Raw genomic sequence first — 19,392 nt, 5'->3', positions numbered from 1 at the left:
CGTGCGTTCGACCCGTGGCGGGACGAACGAGGACGCCGAGGCACAGGCGTCGCCGGAGGCATCCTTCAGCGCCCGGCAACGCCCGCAACCCGACTACTGGGCGAGCGTGGCGGTGCCGTCCGTGTTCTCCGCCCACTGATGCTTCGTGGTGTCGAACTCGGCGTTCAGGTCGACACCGTTGTCGGACAGCACCTGGGTGAACCGGTCGTTGGCCGCCTGGAGGAGCTCGACCTGCTGGCCGAGGTTGTTCCGCTCGAGGTCGGCGACGTAGGCGTCCCACTCGTCCTCGATCCCGCCCTTGGTGACCCACTGCGCGAACTTGCTCATCACGGTCTGCCCGATACCGGTGCTGTTCAGGCTGTACTGGGTCGCCTCGTCCGTCGTGAGCGCGGCTGTCCCGAAGACGAGGTCGCGGTTGAGGTCCATGTTGGCGTAGTTCTCGTCGTAGACGGCGTCGACGTCCCTGACCTCCACCAGCTGTCCGGGCAGTGTGAGCGTCACGCCAGGCTGGGCGACCCAGCCCGGTGCGGCGTCGGCCAGGGAGTTCATGAACTGCCAATCAGCGGAGTTCTTGGACGCGTCGGAGGGCTCGAGGACGGTGTAGTCGTTCTCGCCGTTCTTCTTCACGGCCAGATCGAAGGAGCCATAGCGCATCTGGACGCTCATGTCCGGGGTGTAGATCGCGTCGACGAGCTTGAGGGCGGCGTCCTTGTTCTTCGCGTTGGCGGCGATCGAGATGCGGTTCGCGCCGTAGTCGAGGTTCAGACCGTTGAAGGACCAGACCGGGCTCGCCCCCTGGTCGTCGTCGGGCCGCAGCTGCGGGATCGTGACGTACTGGTCCGCCAGCTCGGTGCCGAAGATGTCCGAGGGAGTCCACATCCACGTCATGCCGGCGGAAGCGGTCGCGCCCTCTCCCTTGGTGCTGGCCGTGTACTGCGACCAGTCCTGGGTGAAGGCCTCCTTGGAGATCAGGCCGTCGGCGTAGAGCCCGTGCAGGTACTCGACCAGCTTCTTGTACGCGGGATCGGTGACATAGCTCTTCACGACACCGTCCCTGGCGTACATCCCGAGCACGCCGTCCGAGACCGAGATGCCGCTCCCTCCCAGGAGCACGTTCGCCTGGAACGATCCCCAGCCGCCGGTGCCGGGCTGAGCGAAGGTCAACGGGATCTCGTCGGCCTCGCCGTTCCCGTTCGGGTCCTTGGTCTTGAACGCCTCGAACGCGGCCCGCAGCTCGCTCCAGGTCGTCGGTACGGGCAGCCCCACCTTGTCCAGCCACGTCTTGTTGATGAACATGTGCGTGCTGGCTCGCGCCATGAGGCCAGCCGCCACGGTGGGCCCGCCGTAGATCTTGTCCTGCCAGGTGGACACGACCCGCGACAGCGGGGCCTCCTTGAAGGTCCGGGACAGGTTCGGCATCTTCTCCAGCTCCGGGGCGAGGTCGAGGAAGAGGCTGCCGTAGCTCCCCCAGTCGCCTGCCCCGTATCCGCCGATGGTCACGTCCGCGACGTCGCCCGCCGCGAGCGATGCCTGCTTCTGGTTGCCCCAGGAATCGTTCGGGGTCTCGATCCATGTGATCGAGCAGCCGGACGCCTCTTCCAGAGCCTTCGTCCACGGCATCTCCTTCATCGGAAGCGCCCGCGCATCCTTGACCACCTGCACGGTGACGATCGGCCGGCCGGAGGCATCGGTCTCCCCCTCACCTCCGCTGCTCGAGCACGCGGGAAGCGCGAGCATCCCGGCCATGCCCGCTGCAGTGCCGCCCACTACCTGCCGACGAGAAAACTTCCTGGTCATCACGACTTCCTCTCACCCTTGAGTTCCGCCGACCCGACGCGGATGACGGCCCGGCTCGCGAGCGCGCCACGCGGACGATGGCCGATCGCGGCTCCGGAGACCTGGCACAGCGCCTTTATCCAGAGTCTTAATCTAGAGTCTTGATTTAGACTCTGGAGGGACAGTACGGCACACTTGTGGGCATGTCAACGGACCAGCCCTCGACCCCCGTCGCGCACATCCGCGGCGTCACGTCCCCGCAGCAGATGCGCACCCGGAACCTGCGCCTGCTGCTCGACGTGTTCTGGTCCCGCCCGACCGAAGTGCTCACCTCCGCGGACCTCATGGGACCCACAGGCCTGACGCGGACCACCGTCCTGGAGATCTGCCGGGATCTGGAGCGGCGGCGATGGATCATGCCGGCACAGCCCGCGCGCGCCACCCTCGGCAGACAGGCGCTCGGCTTCGCGTTCAACCACGCGAGGAAGCACGTCGTGGGCGCTGACGTCGGGCACCGCTCGGTTCGCGCGGTCGTCGCCGACCTCTCGGGCACGATCGTCGGCCGCGCCCAGCGAAGCTACGCGAACGAGGACTGGGACAGCCCTCGTGGCGCAGATCTCGGAGAGACGATCAACCAGGCCCTGGAGGCAGCGGGCGTGCCAGCGGAAGGAGTCGCGGCCGCCTGCGTCGGAGTGGCGGCACCGGTCGACGCCGACGGACGCCCGCCCGAGAGCAACCGGCTCTGGGACTCCGTCCGCGTCACCGCCGACGACTTCCTCACCGACCAGCGGAGCTGGCGAGTCCGGATCGAGAACGATGCGAACCTCGCCGCTCTCGCCGAGCGGGACAGCGGCGATCTGCCGCCGGGAGAAACCTTCATCACTCTGCTCTCCGGCGAACGGCTCGGCTCCGGCATCATCATCGGCGGGCAGCTCCATCGCGGAGATCACGGCACGGCCGGCGAGGTCGACTACCTCCGACGGGTCACCGGCGTCAACGACCTCACCGGCATCGGCCGGCGAGCCGGCACCATCGCCGCCTCCGGGCTGCGCGAGGGACGCTCCTCGACCCTCACCTCCGCGTGGGATGGGAAAGGTGATGTCGTCCCGGCGGAGCTCGTGTTCCAGGCGGCGCAGGCCGGCGATGAGTTCGCGGGCGAGGTCGTCGACGAGCTCGGGGAATCCTTCGCGATCGCGATATCCACGATGAGCAGCTTCGTCGATCCGAGCGCCGTCGTCCTCGCCGGCGGCATCACGCCCTCCAGCCAACCTGTCGTCGACTCCATCAACGCCCATATCCAGGCGATTCTCCCGACCCCGCCCGCAGTGGTCGCTTCCACGCTGGGTAGAGACGGCGTGCTCATCGGCGCCGTCCATGAAGCGATCGACGCGGTGCGTGCCCAGGCGTTGGAGGACTGACGAGGTCCTGCCGACTCGGCAGAGGTATCGGGAACACTCGGACCTGCTCCGCGACGGGGAAGAGTTCTGGTCACATGGGAACAGCGCTGTGTCGAACAGAATCGATCGCCGCGCCAGGACAGCATCAGCGCAGCGGAGCACAGGGCCGCCATCTTCTGCACCATCGCGGCGGCCGGTCCCGAGCTCCGCTGCAGCGGCGTGGGTGACGAAACCGATCGCCGCCCCGTAAAGTGCTCCGCGAGCGCACCCACGCGCCGCCGGAGCCCAGGAGCTGATCGACCACATGCGCCGCGCCGCCACGAGGGATGTCACGAGAGGAAGACATGACCGCTGATACTCCGAAGAGCAGGATCGTCGGCACCGTGGTGTGCCTGCCGGTCCGGGACCTGGACGCCTCGCTGAGCTTCTATCGGAGCGTGTTCGACCTGCCCGAGCTCGGGGCCGACGAGGGCATCATCGTCGTGGAGCTCCCCGGACTCTCGCTGTTCCTGATTGAGGAGCATGCCTTCGGGACCTACACCGGAAAGGTGGGCCGGGGCGTCGCCTATCCGGGATCGGGCAGTGCCGTGATCCTGAGCTGCGCCACCTCGTCACGTCGGACGCTCGACGAGATGCTCCGCAGCGCGGCATCCTCGGGAGGGACGATCGCGAGGCGAGCCGGGGAGGACGAGGACCTCGGGCTCTACCTGGGCTACTTCTTCGATCCCGACGGACACCAGTGGGAGCTCGCCCACGCGGGCAGCGGAGCGTGAGGCATCACCCTCGAGCTCGCCGCCGCCGGTCACGATGCGCCCACGGGCCCCGGGCACCGCTCGGCATCGCTCTCAGCACCGTGCGGAACACGGACACCGGCGCGCCCCGCCAGGCCGAGGCCTGACGGGGCGCACAGGCCGGCCGCTGACACCGGGTCAGCGGCCGGCCTCTCTCGTGCTCGGACCGGGCCGATCAGGCGGCCACGAGGGAGCGCAGCACGTACTGCAGGATGCCGCCGTTGCGGAAGTAGTCCGCCTCGCCGGGGGTGTCGATGCGCACGACCGCGTCGAACTCGACCACGGAGCTGTCGGCCTTGGTCGCGGTGACCTTGACCGTCTTCGGGGTGGGGCCGTCGTTGATCGCCGTGACGCCGGTGATGTCGAAGGTCTCCTCGCCGGTCAGCCCCAGGGATTCCGCGTTCTGGCCCGCCGGGTACTGCAGCGGGAGCACGCCCATCCCGATGAGGTTGGAGCGATGGATGCGCTCGTAGCTCTCGGCGATGACGACCTCGACGCCCAGCAGCTTGGTGCCCTTGGCGGCCCAGTCGCGGGAGGAGCCGGTGCCGTACTCCTTGCCGGCCAGGACGACCAGGGGGATGCCGGCCTCCGCGTAGGCCTGCGCGGCGTCGTAGATGAACTCCTGCTCGCCGGTCAGGAAGTTCTTGGTGTACCCGCCCTCGACGCCGTCCAGCAGCTGGTTCTTGATGCGGATGTTCGCGAAGGTGCCGCGGATCATGACCTCGTGGTTCCCGCGGCGCGAGCCGTAGGAGTTGAAGTCCTTGCGCTCGACGCCGTGCTCGCGCAGGTACTGTCCCGCCGGGGAGTCCGCCTTGATCGAGCCGGCCGGGGAGATGTGGTCGGTCGTCGTGGAGTCGCCGAGCTTGGCGAGCACGCGGGCGCCGGTGACATCGGCCACGGGTTCCGGCGTCGCGCCCATGCCCTCGAAGTACGGGGGCTTGCGGACGTACGTGGACTCGTCGTCCCAGGCGAAGGTCGCACCCTCCGGGGTGTCCAGGGAGCGCCAGCGCTCGTCGCCGGTGAAGACGTCGGCGTAATCGCTCGAGAACATCTCCTGGGTGATGTTCTCTCCGATGACCTGCTCGACCTCGGTCGGGTTCGGCCAGATGTCGCGCAGGAACACGTCGTTGCCGTCCGCATCCTGGCCCAGGGCGTCGTTCTCGAAGTCGAAGTCCATGGTCCCCGCGAGCGCGTAGGCGATGACCAGCGGCGGGGAGGCCAGGTAGTTCATCTTGACGTCGGGGTTGATGCGTCCCTCGAAGTTGCGGTTTCCGGAGAGCACGGCGGTGACGGCGAGGTCGTTCTTCGCGATGGCCTCGGAGATCTCCGCATCGAGCGGGCCCGAGTTGCCGATGCAGGTGGTGCAGCCGTAGCCGACGAGGTGGAAGCCGAGGGCCTCCAGGTCGGGCCAGAGCCCGGCCTTCTGGTAGTAGTTCGTGACGACCTGCGAACCGGGGGCCATGGAGGTCTTGACCCAGGGCTTGGCCTGCAGACCCTTGGCGACGGCGTTGCGGGCCAGCAGGCCGGCGGCCATCATCACCGACGGGTTGGAGGTGTTGGTGCACGAGGTGATCGAGGCGATCGAGACGATGCCGTGGTCGATCGTGAAGTCACGACCTGCGACCTCGGTCGGCGCGGAGGCGCGGCCGTTGCGGGGGGCGTGCACGGGCGCGGAGCCGCCGCTGTCGTTGTCGCTGTCCTGCGCGGCGGGATCGGAGGCCGGGAAGGTGCCGGTGGTGTCGCCGTCCTCGGGCGCCGTCTCGGTCTGCGCCGCGTAGGCCGGGAGCACCTCGCGGAAGGACTCCTTCGCCTCGGTGAGGACGATGCGGTCCTGCGGGCGCTTCGGGCCGGCGATCGAGGGCACGACCGTCGAGAGGTCCAGCTCGAGGTACTCGGAGTACTGCGCCTCCTTCGAGGGGTCGTGCCACAGACCCTGGCGCTTGGCGTAGGCCTCGACCAGCGCCAGCTGCTCCTCGGAGCGGCCGGTCAGGCGCAGGTAGTCGACGGTGACCTCGTCGATCGGGAAGATCGCGCAGGTCGAGCCGAACTCGGGGCTCATGTTGCCGATGGTGGCGCGGTTGGCGAGCGGGACCTGGCCCACGCCCTCGCCGTAGAACTCGACGAACTTGCCGACCGCGCCGTGCTGGCGCAGCATCTCGGTGATCGTGAGGACGACGTCGGTCGCGGTGGCGGCCGGCGGGATCTGGCCGGTCAGCTTGAAGCCCACGACGCGCGGGATGAGCATCGACACGGGCTGGCCGAGCATGGCGGCCTCCGCCTCGATGCCGCCGACGCCCCAGCCCAGCACGCCCAGGCCGTTGACCATGGTCGTGTGCGAGTCGGTGCCGACGCACGAATCGGGGTAGGCGCGGCGCACCCCGTCCACCTCGCGGGTCATGACGGTGCGTGCCAGGTACTCGATGTTGACCTGGTGGACGATGCCGGTGCCCGGGGGGACGACCTTGAAGTCGTCGAAGGCGGTCTGGCCCCAGCGCAGGAACTGGTAGCGCTCCTTGTTGCGGCCGTACTCGAGCTCCATGTTCTTCTCGAGGGCGTCCAGGCGGCCGGCGACGTCGATCATGACGGAGTGGTCGATGACCATCTCCGCGGGGGCGAGGGGGTTGATGCGCTCCGGATCGCCGCCGAGCTCCTGCACGGCCTCGCGCATGGTGGCGAGGTCGACGACGCAGGGCACGCCGGTGAAGTCCTGCATGATCACGCGGGCGGGCGTGAACTGGATCTCGGTGTCGGGCTCCGCGGTGGGATCCCAGGTGCCGAGGGCGCGGACATGGTCCGCGGTGATGTTCGCACCGTCCTCGGTGCGCAGCAGGTTCTCGAGCAGGATCTTGAGGCTGTACGGGAGCTTCTCGTGCCCCTCGACCTTGTCGAGGGCATAGATCTCGTAGTCTTCGCCGTCGACGCTGAGCGTCTCCTGGGCGTCGAACGAGTTGACGGTGCTCATCCGGGACTCCTTAGTCGTTCGTGGGGCGTGGTCCCATCGTAGGCGCGCAGGGCGCTGCGCACCGGCGATGGACGCGACGGGGCAGGTCGCATTTCTCTTGAAGTCAAGATAAATCTAGCACGCGCCGCACCGCCCCTCGGGCGAGGCGCGCCGCCGTGTGGCCAGCGCCTCAGGCGCGCTCGAGGACCACCACGGTCTCGAGATGATGCGTGTGCGGGTAGAGGTCGAACGCCCTCAGGTCCTCGATCCGCCATCCCCGCTGCTCCGCGATCGCGAGGTCGCGGGCGAGCGTCGAGGGCTCGCAGGACACGTAGACGATGCGCTCGCGCACCCGCTCGGCGAGCAGCTCCATCAGCTCGCCGCCGGCGCCCGCGCGCGGCGGATCCAGGACGACGCGGTCCACGCCGCGCTTCTGCTGACGCACCCAGTCCGCAGCATCGGAGGTGCGGGCGGAGGCTCCCGGGATGCCGGCGAGGTTCTGCGCGGCCAGATGCCCCGCCCGCCGGTTGCCCTCGACGCTGACCACCTCGCCGTCGGCGCCGGCCGCCGGGCCGATCCGCGCCGCGAACAGCCCCACTCCGCCGAAGAGGTCCCAGACGCTGTCGCCCGCGCGCACCGCGAGATCCTGCGCGACGACGTCGCCGAGGAGGGTCGCGGCCGAGCGGTGGACCTGCCAGAACCCGGTCGCGCCGACCACCAGCTCCAGGTCGCCGACCTTCTCCCGCACGGTCTCGGCGCCGCGCACGACATGCAGGCCGCGCGCGTTCTGGACGAGCACGTGCGCCTCGCCCCAGGACCCGGGGATCCGCACGGCCCCGGGGTCGAGGTCGCGGCCGATGAGCACGACTGCGGGGGCATCGGCCGAGGGCGCGACCGCATCGATGGCCTCGGTGCCCTCGGGAGGAGTCCACGACGGCAGGTCCAGCTCCCGGATCGCGGGGGCCGCCAGCGGGTTCTCCCCCACCGGGAAGACCTCATGGCTGCGCCAGCCCCGCATGCCCACGAGCCCGTCGGCATCGACGGCGAAGCGCACGCGGGTGCGCCAGCCCAGGCCGTCCTCGTCATGGGGGGCGGGCTCGACCTGCACGTCCTCGAGGGGGAAGCTCGTGACCTTGGCGCGCTGGAGCAGCTCGGCCAGCACATCGGTGGCGATCCGTCGCTGCGCAGGCAGGGCGATGTGCGCCCAGTCCGCTCCGCCGACCCCGTCGGTCCCGGCCTCCGGCCAGATCGAGGGGACGCGGTCGACGCTGGGCTCGAGCACATCGATCGTCTCGGCCCGCCAGAAGCGGGCGCTCTCGAGCGTGGCCGGGTCGTCGATCACCCGGGCGGTGACCGTCTCGTGCGGGGCAGAGCCGCGCACGAACACGACCCGTCCCTCATGACGGGCCACGAAGGTGCCGCCCGTGGCCGGCACCGTCGTGGTCACGGTGATCACGGGACCGCCGGTGCGCGATGCGCGCGAGCGGGGATCATCTGCTGCCATGCGAGCTTCCACCTTCCCTGTGCCCGGGCAGGATCGCCACGGGCTCGCTTCGGCCTCGCTCCGGCTCGGAGGCGCCCAGCTGCCAGGGGACCGTGGACACGATCACCCGGGGCATATGGGCCAGACGTGCGCCGAGGCGCCGGAACGAATGGTTGTGCAGGAACGACTCCCACCAGTGTCGCACCAGGAATTCGGGGATGTAGACCACCACGACATCGCGCGGGTTCCGCGCCAGCAGCGCCTTGACATGCGCGAGGACCGGTCGCACCGGATCGCGGTAGGGCGAGTACACCACCCGCAGCGGCACCTGGAGGTCCATCTCGTGCCAGCGCCGCGCGATCGTCGCGGCATCGGTGTCCTCGTCGTGGACGGTGAGGGCCTCGACGCTCGAATGCCGCGCCGACATCGCCACGCCGAGCGCCCGCAGGGTCGGCTTGTCCAGGGTGCCCACGAGCACGATCGCATGGGACCGCGAGGGGGCGGCGGTGTGGGCGATCTCCTCGGCCGCCGGGGCGAGCTCCGCGCGCACCCGCGAGTAGTGGCGGTGCACCGCCGTCATCGCCAGCCACAGCACGGCCATGATCGCGACCGCCGCCCAGGCGCCGTGCAGCAGCTTCGTGATCAGCACGACCAGGAGCACGAGGGTGACCGCGAGGAAGCCGAGGACGTTGACGGCCCGCCGACGCCGCAGCTGTCCGCGCAGGTCGGCGCGGATCGTGACCCGCAGGCGACGCGTGTAGTGGCGGACCATGCCCAGCTGCCCCAGGGAGAAGGACACGAACACGCCCACGATGTACATCTGGATCAGGACGGTCACCTGCGCCCCCGTCGCCCAGACGAGGGCGCTCGCCGCCAGGGCGAGGGCGAGGATGCCGTTGGAGTACGCCAGCCGGTCCCCGCGCAGGCGGAGCTGCCGGGGCAGGTACTCGTCGCGGGCGAGCACGCTCGCAAGGTTCGGGAAGCCGTGGAAGGCCGTGTTCGCCGCGAGGAACAGCACGGCGCCGGTGACGACGAGGACCACGTAGAACAGCACGGATCCCGGCGAGAACACGGTCTGGGCGAGCTGCGCCATGACCGGGAGCTGCTGGTAGTCGCCGATGCCCTGGCCGTCCGCGCGCAGCTGCTCCGCCGGGTCCGCGACGTAGACGACGCCGGTGGCATCGGCGAGCCACACCACGCCCAGCATCATGACCGAGGAGATCCCGCCCAGCATGAGCAGGGTGCGCGAGGCGTTGCGCCGCTTGGGCGGGCGGAAGGACGGCACGCTGTTGCCGATCGCCTCGACGCCGGTGAGGGCCGCGCAGCCGCTCGAGAAGGCGCGCAGCACCAGGAACACGCCGCCGAGGGCGGTCAGGGCGCCGTCGAGCCCGTCCTGGGCGACGATCTCGAGCCCTGCGCTGGGGGCCCGGGAGAGATCGCCGAGCAGCCCCTGGACGGTGCCGACCAGCAGCATCGCCCCGACCGCGGCCATATACAGGTACACCGGGACGGCGAGCAGCGTGCCGCTCTCCTTGGCGCCGCGCAGGTTCATGCCCGCGACCGCGAGGATGAGCGCGATCGCGACCCACATCTCCGAGCCGTGCAGGACCGGGAAGATGCCGGAGGTGTAGCTGGCGGCCTGCGAGATCGACACCGCGACGGTGAGCACGTAGTCGACCATCAGCGCAGAGCCCACGACGCGCCCGGCCGTGCCGCCCAGGTTCGTGGCGACCACCTCGTAGTCGCCGCCGCCGTGCGGATACTCCTCGACGATGTTGCGGCTCGCGACCACGACGATCCCCAGCAGCACCACGACGGCCAGCGCGACCCACGGGCTGATGGCGACCGCGGAGACCCCCGCCACGGCCAGGGTGAGGAGGATCTCGTCCGGGGCGTAGGCGACCGAGCTCAGCGCGTCCGCCGCGAAGGTCGGCAGGGCGAGCCGCTTCGGCAGGCGTTCGCGGGACAGGCGCTCGGTCGCGAACGCCCGTCCGAACAGGACGCGCTTGAGCGCGCTGGAGGGACCGGACACGGCGACAACTGTATGCCCCCACCGGCGCTATCGTGGTGCCCCGGACGCGCCCTCGCGCGTCCCGGCACGGCCCGTGCCCCCGGCGCTGCGGCAGCGGGAGCCGGCCGATCGAGGAGGAACCGGTGCATTTCGTGATCATGGGCTGCGGCCGCGTCGGGGCGATGCTCGCGCATCGGACCATCGCCGACGGGCACACCGCCGCCGTCATCGACCAGGACCCCCGGTCCTTCCAGCGGCTGGACGAGGACCTCCCGGCGGCGCGGATCACGGGCCCGGGCTTCGACCGCGCCGTCCTCGAGCAGGCCGGGATCCGCGAGGCGGCCGGCTTCGCGGCCGTCTCCAGCGGCGACAACTCCAACATCATCGCCGCGCGCGTGGTCCGCGAGGAGTACGGGCTGCGGCGGGTCGTCGCCCGCATCTACGATCCTCGGCGCGCCGAGGTGTACGAGCGGCTCGGCATCGCGACGGTCGCGACCGTGCGCTGGACCGCCGCGCAGGTCCTGCACCGGCTGGTCCCCTCCTCCCCGAGCCACGAGTACCAGGACGTCTCGGGGATGCTGACGATGCTGTCGGTCGCCCCGCACCCGAGCTGGATGGGCCAGGCGCTCCAGGCCGTGGAGCGGCGCACGGGCTCGCGGGCGGTGTATGTGACGCGTCTGGGCGAGGGTCTCCTGCCGCGCGAGGACCTGCGCCTGCAGGACGGGGACCGGCTGCATCTGATGGCGCCGACGGCGCAGCTCGCCGATGTCGAGTCGCTGCTCGCGCATCCGCTGGTCGAGGAGGAGCAGATATGAGGATCGCGATCATCGGCGCCGGCGGCGTGGGGCGCTCGATCGCCTCCGAGCTGCTGGACAAGGGGCATTCGATCGTCCTGATCGACCGGATCGTCACTCCCGAGCGGCGCTCGGCGATCCCGGAGGCCCTCTGGGTCCAGGGGGACGCGGCCGAGCTCGGGATCCTCACCCGGGCCGAGGTCGGAAAGGCCGAGGTGCTCGTCGCCGCGACCGGCGACGACAAGGTGAACCTCGTCGCGTCCCTGCTGGCGAAGACGGAGTTCGGGGTCCCGCGCACGGTCGCGCGCGTCTCGCATCCCAGCAACGAGTGGATGTTCGGGCCGATGTGGGGCGTGGACGTCGCCGTGTCGACCCCGCGGATGATGACCGCGCTCGTCGAGGAGGCGGTGAGCGTGGGCCGGGTCGTGAAGATCTTCAGCTTCGCCGGCTCCCGCACGACCATGGTCGAGGTGACGCTGCCGCGGCGCAGCCCCGTGCTGGGGCGGACCGTCGGCTCGATGCGCTGGCCGGGAGGGTGCGCGCTGGTGGGGATCATCCGCGACGGTCGCCCCATCGCTCCGACCCCGCACGACGCCTTCGACGCGCTCGACGAGCTCCTGTTCATCGCCGAGGACTCGGAGCTGACGGCCCTGCAGTCGCTGCTGGCCCCGCGCGGGACCGCGGGCGAGCAGGAGCAGGACTCCGAGCTCCCGCAGCTGCCGGAGGGAACGGCGACGGGGGCGCTGCGCCTGCGCGAGCGGGACGCGGACCGTCCGCCCCCGGCCGAGCCCGAGGACCCCTTCTCCGACTGAGCGGATGGGCGCCCCGGAGATCAGGGCTGAGGCGGTCCGGCCCGGTGCTGGGCTCGCGCCGCGCGCCGCGCGAGCAGGGCGCGATGCATCATCCACACGATCCAGGCCGCGAGAGCGAACAGAGGAAGCCCCATGACGAGCTTCGCCGCCCCGAGCGCCGCGACCTGGTCGGTGAGGAACAGCGGGAGCTGGACCAGCAGCTTGGCGGCGTACAGGCCGGCGAACACCCAGGTCGCCCGGGTGTAGACGCGGCGAGCGTCGGGGTCCGCGGTCCAATCCGCGACGCGGGAGTCGAGGGCCGCCACGAGCAGCCCGACGAGGGGGCGGCGGGCCAGGATCGAGATCAGCAGCAGCGCGAGGGTGACGGCGTTGATGACGAGCCCCGGGGCGAACAGGTCCGAGCCCTGCCCGGAGCGGATCGCCCAGATCGCCCCGACGACGACGCCGATCAGCCCGCCGAGCGCCCCGGAGACGCTCTGCCGCGCCACGAGGCGGGCCACGAGCGCGATCGCGACCACGGCCACGGCCGCGATCGCGGAGAGCTTCACGTCGCGGGTGGCGATGAACAGCACGACGAACAGGAGCGTCGGCGCGGCGGACTCGATGATCCCCCGGGGACCGCCCACGGCGTCCCGGACGGAGAACTCCTCCTGGTCCAGCACCCCGGCCAGGCCCGAGCGCCGCGCGGCGGGCGGCGGGCTCTGCTCCTGCGGATCCGCCCCGGGCTCGTGCTCGGGACCGGTGTCCTGGCTGCTCATGCGTCCTCCTGATGCCGGTCCTGGACGGACTCGGGCTCCTCCTCGGCCTGGGCGAGGATCTCGTAGCGGGGGTTGTACATCACCCGATGATGGCCGCGGTTGGCCGCGAACCCGGTGACGATCAGCTTCGTGCCCGGTCCGATCCCGGAGATCCGGTCCCGTCCCAGCCAGATCAGGGTGATCGTCCCGGTGCCGTCGAACAGGTCGACCTCGACCGCCGGCGCCGCCGAGCCCGGCTGGATCACCTGCGAGCTGATGTAGCCGATCAGCTGCACCTTGCGCCGGTCCCCGACCTCGGCGACCGAGTCGAACCCGGCGCGCAGGGCCTCGCGGCGGGCGGCCTCGGCGTCGATGACCTCGCTGTCGGCGAAGCGGTGCCGCAGCCGCGCCAGCAGCCCCGCCCGCGGGCCGCGCGGCGCACGGGCGGGATCGGCCGATGCGGGGCTCATCCGATCTCGGTGATCTCGGGGCCGCGCGCGAGCGGGTCGAGCGGGTCCTCGGCCGGGGCGAGGACCCCGGCGCGCTGGCCGGGCAGGCTCAGGGGGATCAGCTCCTGGGGCGCCATGGCGTCCCTGCCGCGGACCACGACGATCCGCGACAGCAGCGTCTCGAAGCGCGCGCTCTGCTCGCGGTCCGAGAGAGCGGCGCCGGAGAGGATGGCGCGGACGAACCAGCGCGGGCCGTCGACCCCGATGAAGCGGGCAGGACGGTAGCCGGTGCGTCCATCGGCCCGTTTGAGCGGGAGGCGGGCGATGAGCTCGGTCCCGAACGGACCGGTGCGGGTCTCCGCGGTGCCGCCCTGGGCGGTGATCGACTCGCGCAGCGAGCCGCGGACCTCGTCCCACAGCCCGCGCGTCTTGGGCGCCGCGAAGGCCTGCAGCTGGAGGGAGGAGCCGTCCAGCACCAGATTCGCGCCGGTCACGGCGCGGGAGCGCTGATCCATCTCCATGCGCAGCTCGAGCCCCTTGACCAGCGGGATGAGCAGCCCGCCCAGGTCGATGCGCTCCTCCTCGGGGGCATCCGCCGCATCGTAGGGCCCGGGCTCGAGGTGCTCGGGCCGGGCTCCGCCCGCGTCCTCCTTCTCCGTCTCCTCCGGCTCCGGCGTCCGCGCGGCGTCGTCCTGCTCCTCGGCGATGCGGTCCGCGGCCTGCGCCGCGTCCTCCGTCTGCTTCCTGCGGCGGGAGAACAGTCCCATGCCTCACTCCTTCCCCGCGGTCACGGCGGCGCCGAAGCCGCCGCTGGACCCGAATCCGCCGGCCGAGCGGTCGGTGTCGTCGAGCGATTCCACCACGTCCAGCTGGGGAGCGGCATAGGGCAGCACGACCAGCTGCGCGATCCGGTCCCCCGGGGCGATGTCGAAGCCGTGCTCCGGATCGGTGTTGTGCAGCGCCACCTTGATCTCTCCGCGATAGCCGGCGTCGACGATCCCGGGACCGTTGAGCACCGTGATCCCGTGCCGGGCCGCGAGCCCCGAGCGGGGGCACACGAGCCCGACCGTCCCGGGCGGCAGCGCGAGGGACACGCCGGTCCCCACGAGGGCGCGTCCGCCCGCGGGGACGGTGACGGCCTCGCGGGCGACCAGGTCGAGGCCGGCATCGGCCTCGTGCGCGCGGCCGGGCAGGACGGCTCCGTCGTCGAGACGGACGGGCATGCGGGGGGTTCGCTCCATGGGCACACAGCCTAGCCACCGCCGCCGGGGCGGGCGTCCCCGCGCGGAGGGTGGCGCCGGACACCGTCCTGGGAGCCTCGTCCGGTGCCGCCGTGAGACGATGGGGATCATGACCGAAGCCGCCTCGCGCCCCGCCGATCCCGCCGCCGTCCTGTTCCGGGAGCGCCTGTCCCCCTCGGTCGGGACGTGGATCGTGCTGGTGGCCTTCGGCTCGATCCTCGGCGTGATCCTGGTGCCGCTGTCGACGACTCTCGCCGCGGTCGTCGCGGGCCTCGGCATCGCGGCCATGATCGTCTTCGGCGTGGCCTGGAGCCCCGTGCTGGAGGTCACCCGCGAGCATCTCACCGCGGGCCGGGCGCAGGTCCCCGTCGCACTGCTCGAGGAGCCCGTCGCCGTCGAGGGCGAGCAGTGGCAGGAGCTCATGGGCGTCGGCTTCGAGCCGCTCGCCTTCCACTGCACGCGCGGCTGGATCCGCACCGGGGTGCGGGTGCCCCTGGATGACGACGACGACCCGACCCCCGCATGGGTGATGTCGAGCCGTCGTCCCCAGGATCTCGTCCTGGCGCTGCAGGTCGCGCGCTCGGAGCGCTGACCCGGCGTCGAGGACGCCGGGCCGCGGCGCTCACGCCGCCGCGCACTCCTTGCAGATGATGAGGTTGCCCTCGACGTGGTCGATCTGGCTGCGATGCTTCACGAGGAAGCAGCTCGCGCAGGTGAACTCATCGGCCTGTCGCGGGAGCACCCGCACGGAGAGCTCCTCGTTGGACAGGTCCGCCCCCGGCAGCTCGTAGCCGTCGGCCGCCTCGGCCTCGTCCTCGTCGACAGCTGCGGTGGACGCCTCGTTGCGGCGTCCCTTCAGCTCCTCGATCGAATCCTCGCTGGAGTCTTCCTCCTGCTTGCGGGGTGCGTCGTAGTCAGTCGCCATGTGCGGTCCGTTCGTCGTATCTCGTGCAGCGGTCCTGTGACCTGTGGCCAGCGCGCCCGAACCTGATCCTGCGATGTTCACGCACGGATCGACGCGCTCGGGCGGCGAGAGTATCGCAGACTCCTCCACGGAACTCAAACAGGATCCTCCGGGGCGCCGCGACCGCGCTCCGGGCGGCGCCAACTATGATCGACGGACGGTCCGACCATTCCCGACGGAGAGGACGACGATGCGAGAGCTCGAGCTCGACGGTATCCACGACGACGACGAGCACGTCATCCTGACCGATTCCGACGGCACCCGCTACACCCTTCGGATCGACGAGGCGCTGCGCGCGGCCGTGCGCCGCGATCGTCCCGCCCTGGGGGCCATCCGGGCGACGGAGGCGACGCCGCTGCGCCCGCGCGACATCCAGACGATGCTGCGGCAGGGCCGCTCGGCCGAGGAGATCGCCGAGATCGCGAAGGTCTCCCTCGATCACGTGCGCCGCTATGAGGGCCCGGTCCTCGCCGAGCGGGAGTACACCGCTCAGCGCTGCCGGCGCTTCCCGGCGGGCCGCGGCGACGGCCCCACCCTGGAGGAGCTGGTCTCCGAGCGTCTCGCAGCGCGTCGGGCCGGAGACGACGTCCGCTGGGACGCGTGGCGCCGGACGGACGGCACCTGGGCCCTCGAGCTCGCCTTCTCCGCGGGCGGCCGCGAGCGCTCCGCCCACTGGGTCGCGGACCTCGAGCGGCGCTCGGTCACCCCGGAGGACGACGAGGCCCGATGGCTCCTGGACGAGGACGCGGAGCCCTCGGGGCCGATGGCGGGCCGCGCCCGGCTCACCGCGATCAAGCGGTCCGTCTACGACATCGAGGCGGACGGCGAGTTCGACGAGCGCGCCCCGCGCAGCCGTCCTCGCCCCCTGAGCTGGCATCCGCGCGAGGGCGCCCCCTCGGGGTCGGATCCGCGCAGTGCGCACCCGGCCGGGATCGGGGCTGACGAGCTCGACGCGCTCAACGCGCGTCGCGGGCTGCGCTCGGTGCCCTCCCCCTCGCTCCCGTCGCCGGCGGCGGAGGAGCCCGTCTGGGAGAGCCTGGACGAGCCGGCTCCGCACGGTGCCGATGCCGAGGCATCCCGCGAGCACGCCGAGCAGCGGCAGGAGGACGCGCTCCTCCCGGCGGACGACGCCTCCGCCGAGGACCTCCCGCGCGAGGCCGGGACCCCGGATCGCGACGGGGCGCAGCCCGATGCCCCGTCCCCCGAGGATGCCGGAGACGAGCCGGACCAGCCGGACGGGGATGCGCACGGCGCCTCCCCTGCGGATCCGGCCCGGCACGACCCCGCCCAGAACGACACGGTGGAGCTCTCCCCGCTCCCCGGCCTGGGCGAGCCCTCGACCCCGCGGCGCACGGCCCCGAAGAAGAAGTCCGGATCGAAGCGCTCGAGCATCCCCAGCTGGGACGAGATCGTCTTCGGCTCCAAGCACGAGTAGGGCAGGCCCCTCCCGGCGCTGAAGATCCCGCCGGCTCGATCAGACCTCGAGGCTGAGCAGGGGAACGCGGGCCTCCCGCGGCGTCAGGGACCCGTGCACGCCCACCTCCGGATGCCGCGGCGTCGGAAGCGTCGGGTCGATCAGGGTGGTCCGGCCACGGGCCAGGAGCAGGACATCGCCCATCCGCGCCCGGACATGCGCCGCGGGCTGCTCCCCCGCAGGGCCCAGGACGCCCTCGGCGATCACCTCCTCGCGGGACAGGACGAGCACGGCGTCCCCGAGCCCCTCGCGGAGCAGGGCGTGCAGCTCGGCGGCATCGTCCGCCCCTCCGCGGCAGCGGATCCATCGGGCGCGGGACTCCCCCGCCATGAGATCGATGCGCTCCCGCACGCCCGGGACGCGGGTCGGGTCGAGCCTCGCGGAGGGCTCGACGTCGACCATGCCGTGGTCGGCCGTGAGATGCAGGCGCGTGCCCCGCGGCAGCCGTCGCAGCAGCGCCGCCAGGAGGGCGTCCAGATCCTCGAGCGCCTCCCGCCAGGGCGCGGACCTCGTCCCGTGACGGTGCCCGGCATGGTCGACATCGTCCGCATGCAGCAGGACCAGGCCGTCCCGCCCCGCCCGGTGCAGGGCCGTGCGGACGGCCTCGACCCGATCGCCCCCGCGTCGGTGCCCGAGGAAGTCCCAGCCGCGGTACGCCATCCGCGTGAGGTGGCTGCCGGCGTGGACGGCCGGGCCGACCTGCACGGCCTTCCTCTCGCTGCGCTCGCCGAGGGTGGGCAGCGGCATCCAGGCGGTCGGATCGACCCGCGGGCCGTCACCGGTGAGCTGGTTGAGCGCCGTCCCGTGCTCGGGGTCGATCACCGTGTACCCGAGCACGCCGTGGCGCACCGGCGGTGCGCCCGTGAGCAGGCTGGTCATCGCCGTGGCGGTGGTCGCGGGCGCGACCGTGCGGATGGTGCGCGTGGCCTCCGCGGCCCGGCGCAGCGTCGGGGCGAGCGCATGATGATCGCGCAGGAGCTCGGAGCCCAGTCCATCCGCGAGGACCACCACGTCGCGTCCGGACAGGCTCCGTCCCGGCTCCGGCAAGAGATCCGCGAGGACATCCAGCATGGCCGGCTGCGCCGTCCCCGCGAAGGGCGCGGAGAGCAGGCCGGGCGCCAGAGGCTCAGGCGCAGGCATCGTCGACGGCGTCCATGAGCTGCTCGTGGAAGGCGATCGCGGAGGCCACCGCCCCGGGGCCGTCGGCGAGGGCGCTGATGCGCAGGGCGAGGTCGGAGGGCGCCGAGGTGCCGGTGTACCCGTGGTCGGCCTGGCATTCGGGGTCCTCGCACCAGGCCCGCTCGAGGTCGAGGCGACGGCTGCCGCCCCACGAGATACCCAGCGTGACCTCGGACTCCTGCCCGTGGAGGCTCGTGCCCTCCGTGGTGAAGACCTGGGACAGGCCCATCGAGCCCACGCGGTCCAGCCGCACCCGCTCCGTGGTCGCGACGACCTGGGAGGGGTTCAGCTCATCGGCCGGCTCGTCGTCCAGATGCGTGACCACCAGATGCCGGGCCGTGAGCACGAGGACGGTGAGGTGACGGCGCACCTCGTTCCCGTCGAAGGTGGTCTCCGGGCGCACCAGATGCGCCTGCACCGGGGCGCTGCGCAGGCCGCGCGCGAGGCAGGCCGCGGCCGCCTGGGGGAAATAGCCGGAGGCCTCGAGCTCGGAGACGAGGGCCGAGGGGAGCGCTGTGGTCATCGCTCCAGTGTCCCACGGGGCGCCGCGCTCGCGGGACCGCTGAGGGTGCGGCGGATCCCGTCGGTCCGGTTCGGGGCATGAGCGAGCTCCGCGCTCGCCCCCACGACCGTCACCCCGTCCACGCCCACGATCACCGGGTACAGCTCCAGGCGCCGCAGCTCCGGGAGATCCTCCGCGATCAGGCCGATCCGGGCGAGCAGGTCGGCGAGCGCGGCACGATCCACATGCGGCATGCCCGCGCCGCCGCGGAGCTTGACGGCGGAGGCCGGTCGCGACAGCAGACGCTCGACGACCTCGGGGCCCAGCGGCGGGATCGCGTAGGCGATGTCCCCGAGCAGATCGGTAGCGTCCCCGGCCACGGAGAACGAGACGACCGGGCCCAGCGACGGGTCCTCCGTGGAGCGGATGACGACGGGGACGCCGGGAGGAGCCATCCGCTGGAGCTCGAGCGGGGCGTCGGAGTAGGCGAGCTCGGCGCGCATGCGCGTGAAGGCGTGCGCGAGCTGGGCCGGGTCGGCGAGGTCGAGCCGCACTCCGCCGAGGTCCGCACGATGTCGCAGCACCGGGTCGGTGCTCTTGAGGACGAGCGGGTAGCCGATGCGTCCGGCGGCCTGCAGGGCGTCGTCGACGTCGTCGACCTGGGCCGCGGGCAGGGCGGAGATCCCGTAGGCCGACAGCAGGGTCCGCAGGGCGGAGGCGCGCAGCAGGCGCGGCGCTCCCCCGCCCGCGGCGAGCTCCTCCTTCACGAGGGCGCGCGCCGCCTCGACGTCGACATCCGCAGGGCGCCGCGGCGGCTCGGCCTCGACGCCGCCGCGACGGG

Annotated in this window: 18 protein-coding genes; 6 read left to right on the top strand and 12 right to left on the bottom strand. The window is 71.9% G+C overall.

What is annotated here, in order from left to right:
• Window positions 1-93 precede the first annotated feature (93 nt).
• Window positions 94-1,797, bottom strand: a complete 1,704-nt coding sequence (locus ACFFF6_RS14525; RefSeq protein ID WP_376981967.1) for a type 2 periplasmic-binding domain-containing protein — start codon at window positions 1,795-1,797, stop codon at window positions 94-96.
• A gap of 182 nt (window positions 1,798-1,979) precedes the next feature.
• Between ACFFF6_RS14525 and ACFFF6_RS14520 the strand changes: the two genes are divergently transcribed.
• A complete protein-coding gene (locus ACFFF6_RS14520; protein ID WP_376981965.1) occupies window positions 1,980-3,194 on the top strand; it encodes an ROK family protein in 1,215 nt (404 codons plus the stop codon).
• Window positions 3,195-3,517: 323 nt separating this feature from the next.
• A complete protein-coding gene (locus tag ACFFF6_RS14515) occupies window positions 3,518-3,946 on the top strand; it encodes a VOC family protein (protein WP_376981963.1) in 429 nt (142 codons plus the stop codon).
• 193 nt (window positions 3,947-4,139) lie between these two features.
• On the opposite strand, the gene acnA is transcribed toward ACFFF6_RS14515, so the two are convergent.
• The 3 genes from acnA to ACFFF6_RS14500 form a co-directional block, all read right to left on the bottom strand.
• Complete coding sequence (acnA, locus tag ACFFF6_RS14510; protein ID WP_376981961.1) at window positions 4,140-6,926, bottom strand: aconitate hydratase AcnA; 2,787 nt, start codon at window positions 6,924-6,926, stop codon at window positions 4,140-4,142.
• Window positions 6,927-7,095: 169 nt separating this feature from the next.
• Window positions 7,096-8,409 (bottom strand): class I SAM-dependent RNA methyltransferase, encoded by a 1,314-nt coding sequence (locus ACFFF6_RS14505; protein WP_376981959.1) that lies wholly within the window; start codon window positions 8,407-8,409, stop codon window positions 7,096-7,098.
• Entirely contained in the window at window positions 8,396-10,420 is a 2,025-nt protein-coding gene (locus ACFFF6_RS14500) for an APC family permease (protein WP_376981957.1), read from the bottom strand. The genes ACFFF6_RS14505 and ACFFF6_RS14500 overlap by 14 nt, the downstream gene beginning before the upstream one ends.
• Before the next feature lie 122 nt (window positions 10,421-10,542).
• On the opposite strand from ACFFF6_RS14500, the gene ACFFF6_RS14495 reads away from it, so the two are divergent.
• Window positions 10,543-11,214, top strand: coding sequence for a potassium channel family protein (locus ACFFF6_RS14495; protein WP_376981955.1), 672 nt, complete (start codon window positions 10,543-10,545; stop codon window positions 11,212-11,214).
• Window positions 11,211-12,005, top strand: coding sequence for a potassium channel family protein (locus ACFFF6_RS14490; RefSeq protein ID WP_376981953.1), 795 nt, complete (start codon window positions 11,211-11,213; stop codon window positions 12,003-12,005). Before ACFFF6_RS14495 ends, ACFFF6_RS14490 begins: the two co-directional genes overlap by 4 nt.
• Window positions 12,006-12,025: 20 nt before the next feature.
• On the opposite strand, the gene ACFFF6_RS14485 is transcribed toward ACFFF6_RS14490, so the two are convergent.
• From ACFFF6_RS14485 to dut, 4 genes are read right to left on the bottom strand one after another with little or no spacing between them, the layout of a single operon-like run.
• Window positions 12,026-12,763, bottom strand: a complete 738-nt coding sequence (locus ACFFF6_RS14485; RefSeq protein WP_376981951.1) for a DUF3159 domain-containing protein — start codon at window positions 12,761-12,763, stop codon at window positions 12,026-12,028.
• The gene (locus ACFFF6_RS14480) at window positions 12,760-13,212 is read right to left on the bottom strand and encodes an OB-fold nucleic acid binding domain-containing protein (RefSeq protein WP_376981948.1); all 453 of its coding nucleotides are present in this window, start codon (window positions 13,210-13,212) and stop codon (window positions 12,760-12,762) included. The genes ACFFF6_RS14485 and ACFFF6_RS14480 overlap by 4 nt, the downstream gene beginning before the upstream one ends.
• The gene (locus ACFFF6_RS14475) at window positions 13,209-13,958 is read right to left on the bottom strand and encodes a DUF3710 domain-containing protein (RefSeq protein WP_376981946.1); all 750 of its coding nucleotides are present in this window, start codon (window positions 13,956-13,958) and stop codon (window positions 13,209-13,211) included. The genes ACFFF6_RS14480 and ACFFF6_RS14475 overlap by 4 nt, the downstream gene beginning before the upstream one ends.
• 3 nt (window positions 13,959-13,961) lie before the next feature.
• Complete coding sequence (gene dut, locus ACFFF6_RS14470) at window positions 13,962-14,432, bottom strand: dUTP diphosphatase (protein WP_376981944.1); 471 nt, start codon at window positions 14,430-14,432, stop codon at window positions 13,962-13,964.
• A 109-nt stretch (window positions 14,433-14,541) separates the two neighbouring features.
• On the opposite strand from dut, the gene ACFFF6_RS14465 reads away from it, so the two are divergent.
• On the top strand, window positions 14,542-15,024 hold the full coding sequence (locus ACFFF6_RS14465) for a DUF3093 domain-containing protein (RefSeq protein ID WP_376981942.1): 483 nt from the start codon (window positions 14,542-14,544) through the stop codon (window positions 15,022-15,024).
• A gap of 30 nt (window positions 15,025-15,054) precedes the next feature.
• Here ACFFF6_RS14465 and ACFFF6_RS14460 read toward each other — a convergent pair whose 3' ends face one another.
• The gene (locus tag ACFFF6_RS14460) at window positions 15,055-15,357 is read right to left on the bottom strand and encodes a DUF4193 domain-containing protein (protein ID WP_376981940.1); all 303 of its coding nucleotides are present in this window, start codon (window positions 15,355-15,357) and stop codon (window positions 15,055-15,057) included.
• Between the two features lie 229 nt (window positions 15,358-15,586).
• On the opposite strand from ACFFF6_RS14460, the gene sepH reads away from it, so the two are divergent.
• The gene (gene sepH, locus ACFFF6_RS14455; RefSeq protein ID WP_376981938.1) at window positions 15,587-16,831 is read left to right on the top strand and encodes a septation protein SepH; all 1,245 of its coding nucleotides are present in this window, start codon (window positions 15,587-15,589) and stop codon (window positions 16,829-16,831) included.
• Between the two features lie 39 nt (window positions 16,832-16,870).
• On the opposite strand, the gene ACFFF6_RS14450 is transcribed toward sepH, so the two are convergent.
• The 3 genes from ACFFF6_RS14450 to ACFFF6_RS14440 form a co-directional block, all read right to left on the bottom strand.
• Window positions 16,871-18,010, bottom strand: a complete 1,140-nt coding sequence (locus tag ACFFF6_RS14450; protein ID WP_376981936.1) for an alkaline phosphatase family protein — start codon at window positions 18,008-18,010, stop codon at window positions 16,871-16,873.
• Window positions 17,997-18,572: a DUF5998 family protein gene (locus ACFFF6_RS14445; RefSeq protein WP_376981934.1), complete on the bottom strand. Its 576-nt coding sequence runs from the start codon at window positions 18,570-18,572 to the stop codon at window positions 17,997-17,999. Before ACFFF6_RS14445 ends, ACFFF6_RS14450 begins: the two co-directional genes overlap by 14 nt.
• A partial coding sequence (locus ACFFF6_RS14440; protein WP_376981932.1) for an acetate--CoA ligase family protein occupies window positions 18,569-19,392 on the bottom strand: 824 nt, incomplete at its 5' end. The genes ACFFF6_RS14445 and ACFFF6_RS14440, both read right to left, overlap by 4 nt.

The sequence above is a fragment of the Brachybacterium hainanense genome, assembly GCF_042434575.1.
Classification (GTDB): domain Bacteria; phylum Actinomycetota; class Actinomycetes; order Actinomycetales; family Dermabacteraceae; genus Brachybacterium; species Brachybacterium hainanense.
This window is presented reverse-complemented; position numbering and strand designations above follow the sequence as displayed.

What these genes read in the sequence shown, in the direction of transcription:
- ACFFF6_RS14525 (WP_376981967.1), bottom strand. Translation starts at nt 1,797, where the DNA reads ATGACCAGGAAGTTTTCTCGTCGGCAGGTAGTGGGCGGCACTGCAGCG.
- ACFFF6_RS14520 (WP_376981965.1), top strand. Translation starts at nt 1,980, where the DNA reads ATGTCAACGGACCAGCCCTCGACCCCCGTCGCGCACATCCGCGGCGTC.
- ACFFF6_RS14515 (WP_376981963.1), top strand. Translation starts at nt 3,518, where the DNA reads ATGACCGCTGATACTCCGAAGAGCAGGATCGTCGGCACCGTGGTGTGC.
- acnA (WP_376981961.1), bottom strand. Translation starts at nt 6,926, where the DNA reads ATGAGCACCGTCAACTCGTTCGACGCCCAGGAGACGCTCAGCGTCGAC.
- ACFFF6_RS14505 (WP_376981959.1), bottom strand. Translation starts at nt 8,409, where the DNA reads ATGGCAGCAGATGATCCCCGCTCGCGCGCATCGCGCACCGGCGGTCCC.
- ACFFF6_RS14490 (WP_376981953.1), top strand. Translation starts at nt 11,211, where the DNA reads ATGAGGATCGCGATCATCGGCGCCGGCGGCGTGGGGCGCTCGATCGCC.
- ACFFF6_RS14485 (WP_376981951.1), bottom strand. Translation starts at nt 12,763, where the DNA reads ATGAGCAGCCAGGACACCGGTCCCGAGCACGAGCCCGGGGCGGATCCG.
- ACFFF6_RS14480 (WP_376981948.1), bottom strand. Translation starts at nt 13,212, where the DNA reads ATGAGCCCCGCATCGGCCGATCCCGCCCGTGCGCCGCGCGGCCCGCGG.
- ACFFF6_RS14475 (WP_376981946.1), bottom strand. Translation starts at nt 13,958, where the DNA reads ATGGGACTGTTCTCCCGCCGCAGGAAGCAGACGGAGGACGCGGCGCAG.
- dut (WP_376981944.1), bottom strand. Translation starts at nt 14,432, where the DNA reads ATGGAGCGAACCCCCCGCATGCCCGTCCGTCTCGACGACGGAGCCGTC.
- ACFFF6_RS14465 (WP_376981942.1), top strand. Translation starts at nt 14,542, where the DNA reads ATGACCGAAGCCGCCTCGCGCCCCGCCGATCCCGCCGCCGTCCTGTTC.
- ACFFF6_RS14460 (WP_376981940.1), bottom strand. Translation starts at nt 15,357, where the DNA reads ATGGCGACTGACTACGACGCACCCCGCAAGCAGGAGGAAGACTCCAGC.
- sepH (WP_376981938.1), top strand. Translation starts at nt 15,587, where the DNA reads ATGCGAGAGCTCGAGCTCGACGGTATCCACGACGACGACGAGCACGTC.
- ACFFF6_RS14450 (WP_376981936.1), bottom strand. Translation starts at nt 18,010, where the DNA reads ATGCCTGCGCCTGAGCCTCTGGCGCCCGGCCTGCTCTCCGCGCCCTTC.
- ACFFF6_RS14445 (WP_376981934.1), bottom strand. Translation starts at nt 18,572, where the DNA reads ATGACCACAGCGCTCCCCTCGGCCCTCGTCTCCGAGCTCGAGGCCTCC.